The sequence below is a fragment of the Rivularia sp. UHCC 0363 genome (assembly GCF_034931125.1).
GTDB lineage: Bacteria > Cyanobacteriota > Cyanobacteriia > Cyanobacteriales > Nostocaceae > Rivularia.
Genome location: NZ_JAYGHM010000043.1, coordinates 38,535 through 42,009 on the forward strand (window position 1 = coordinate 38,535; position 3,475 = coordinate 42,009).

Sequence of the window (3,475 nt, forward strand, 5' to 3'; positions counted from 1 at the left end):
GTTCACGAGCGAGCGGGACGCTCGCACTACGAATGTGTTACCCAGCATAATTAATGTGGCGGAATATTAGATTCAGCCTTGGGACAGTCGCGAAGCAATATCAAGCCAGTTTAAATTCGTAGGGAGTACTTAAGTCGCGATCGCAATACAACGTATTTTTTTAACTTTTATGAAGCTAAATTGACAAATTTTTTAATGATATAAACCATAGAGACTGGCTGGGAGTCTTACCAGTAAACTGTTTCACCGTGGTAAATATAAAATTTTATATATCGACTAAAACAAATGTTCCAAAAGGGAAAGCAACTGATTAAAATAAATAAATGTCCTTAATTACACGCTTTAACCAGTTGACCGATATAAGTTCTGCGAAAAAACCCATATTCGTCTTAGTTGACGGACATTCCCTTGCGTTTCGTTCTTACTTTGCTTTTGCTAAAGGACGAGATGGAGGACTTCGTACCAAAACAGGTATACCCACCAGCGTGTGTTTTGGCTTTATTAAGTCTTTGCTGGAAGTAATGGATAATCTTCAACCTGAAGCGATCGCGGTTGCTTTTGATTTGGGTTTACCAACTTTTCGTCATCAAGCTGATGATACTTATAAAGCTGACCGTCCGGGAACCCCGGAAGATTTTATTCCCGATTTGGAAAATCTCCACGAATTACTTGCGGGATTAAATTTACCGATTTTTACTGCTCCGGGTTTTGAAGCAGATGACGTTTTAGGAACTTTAGCGCAACAAGCATCGAAAAAAGGATATCAAGTTAAAATCCTGACTGGGGACAGGGATCTATTTCAGTTAATTGATAAGGATAAGCAAATTAGCGTTCTGTATTTGAACAAGGAAGCTCTACAGCGTTCGAGTACTGGACCTAAAGAATTTTTTTCGGAAGAAGTTAAACAGAAGTTAGGGGTTTTACCATCCCAGGTTGTTGATTATAAAGCGCTTTGCGGCGATAAATCGGATAATATTCCTGGTGTGAAGGGGATTGGGGATAAAACAGCGGTACAGTTACTTGATGCTTACGGTTCTCTGGACAAAATTTATGAGTCTTTGGAGGAAATTACAGGAGCAACTCATAAAAAACTGGTAACTGGTAAGGAAGATGCGGAAAAATCGAAGTTTTTAGCGAAGATAGTTGAAGATGTTCCGCTGGAAGTTGATTTGGAAGAGTGTAAGTTAAAAGGTTTTGAGAATAGCGAACTCAAACCGATTTTAGAGAAGTTGGAATTTAGTTCTTTTCTGAAAAAAATTAATCAGCTTCAGCAAAAGTTTGGCGGTAATGTTGAAGAAATACCAGAAACAAAAGCTGTAGAAATTGAAGATAATGATTTGTGGTTTTGGACTGCGGAACAAACAGAAGAGTCCCGAAAGCAAAAGACTTCTCCAATTAAACCACGCATTATAGATACGGAAGCAAAGCTTGAAGAATTAGTTGAAATACTCCGAACATTTACAAGTCCGGAAACACCTGTAGCTTGGGATACTGAAACTACCGATTTAGAACCGCGAGATGCTCAATTAGTCGGAATTGGTTGCTGTTGGGGTAAAGCTGATGAAGTTGCTTATATTCCTTTAGGACATAAAAACGGTCAGAATCTCGATAAAGATATTGCGTTACAAACTTTACGTCCAATTTTAGAAAGTGCAGATTATCCCAAAGCTTTTCAGAATACTAAATTTGACCGCTTAGTTTTACGATGTCAGGGAATTAATATCGCAGGGGTAATATTTGACCCCATGTTAGCAAGTTACGTTCTCAATCCTGATAGCAGTCACGGTTTAAGCGAACTTTCTCAAAAATATTTGGGTTTGATCGCTAAAAGTTATCTTGAACTGGTTCCGAAAGGTCAAACTATTGCCGATATTAGCATTGCACAAGTCGCAGATTACTGCGGGATGGATGCTTATACTACATTTGGATTAGTCGCAAAATTGCGGGAAGAATTAGAGAAAATTCCAGCTTTATCAAAGTTGTTTACAGAAGTAGAGCAGCCGTTAGAAGAAGTTTTAGCGGATATGGAATATCAAGGAATTCGCGTTAATACGGCTTATTTAAAAGAACTTTCGCAACAGTTGGAAATTGATTTAAATAAGTTAGAAGAACAAGTACAGGAAATAGCTGGAGAAAAATTTAATTTAGGTTCTCCCAAACAGTTGAGTCAAATATTATTTAATAATTTGGGTTTAAATAAAAAATATTCTCGTAAAATCAAAACCGGATATTCTACAGATGCAGCAACTTTAGAAAAGCTGCAAGAAGACGATGAAACTGGAATTATTGAGGCTATTCTTGAACATCGCACTTTATCTAAATTAAAGTCTACCTATGTAGATGCATTACCAGCTTTAGTACGGGAAGATACCAAGCGCGTACATACAGATTTTAATCAAACAGTAACATCAACTGGAAGGCTATCTTCTTCTAATCCCAACTTACAAAATATTCCGATTCGTACCGCTTTTAGCCGTAAAATTCGTCAAGCTTTTATCCCGGAATCAGGATGGTTAATAGTAACTGCTGATTATTCGCAAATTGAGTTAAGAATTTTAGCTCATTTGAGTCAAGAACCCGTTTTGTTAGAAGCTTATAACAACAATCAAGATATTCATACGGTTACAGCGCGGTTAGTGTATGAAAAAGATGATATTTCATCTGATGAAAGACGGATCGCAAAGACGATTAACTTTGGTGTAATTTACGGAATGGGTTCATTGAGATTTTCTCGCTCAACTGGTATAGATAAAAATCTTGCAAATGAATTTATCAAAAGGTTTTATACTCGCTATCCGAAAGTTTTTGAATTTTTGGAAGGTTTGAAAAAGCAAGCAATTTCTCAAGGTTATGTAGAAACAATTTTAGGACGTAGACGTTATGTAGACTTTACCAGTAACAGTTTACAAAAGCTTAGAAATGTTAACCCAGAAGAAATTGACTTAAGTAAATTGAAGAATTTGGGTCCTTATGATGCAGGATTATTGCGTGCTGCTGCTAATGCTCCAATTCAAGGTTCTAGCGCTGATATTATTAAAATTGCCACAATCCAAATACACCAACTTTTGCATAATTATCAAGCAAGATTGTTGTTACAGGTTCACGATGAATTAGTGTTTGAAGTTCCTCCTCAAGAATGGGAAGAGTTGCAAATCAAAATTAAGTCAGTAATGGAAAATGCCGTTAAGTTGAGCGTTCCTTTATTAGTAGAAGCACGTCCGGGTGATAACTGGATGGAAGCTAAGTAGGAGTTAGGAGTTAAGAGTTAGGAGTTGGTACCACCGGAGTTAGGAATTGGTACCACCGGGGTTGATAACTGAGTATTAAGAACCAGCGAGCGAGACGCTCGCACTACCTTAACCCTTGAAATCTAATGGGACAAACTATTATTTATTATTCTGCCGCAAAAACTATGATAGATAATAAATTCGTAGTGCGAGCGTCTCGCTCGCTATTTTTTATCACCTAGCTAGAA

The 3,475-nt window shown here is 37.4% G+C and carries 1 protein-coding gene; it reads left to right on the forward strand.

Going from position 1 to position 3,475, the window contains the following annotated elements; genetic code table 11:
• Positions 1–323 precede the first annotated feature (323 nt).
• Positions 324–3,248, forward strand: a complete 2,925-nt coding sequence (gene polA / locus VB797_RS22325; RefSeq protein WP_323239936.1) for a DNA polymerase I — start codon at positions 324–326, stop codon at positions 3,246–3,248.
• The last annotated feature ends 227 nt before the right edge of the window (positions 3,249–3,475 follow it).

Coding starts and splice junctions, on each gene's coding strand:
- polA (WP_323239936.1), top strand. CDS start 324: ATGTCCTTAATTACACGCTTTAACCAGTTGACCGATATAAGTTCTGCG.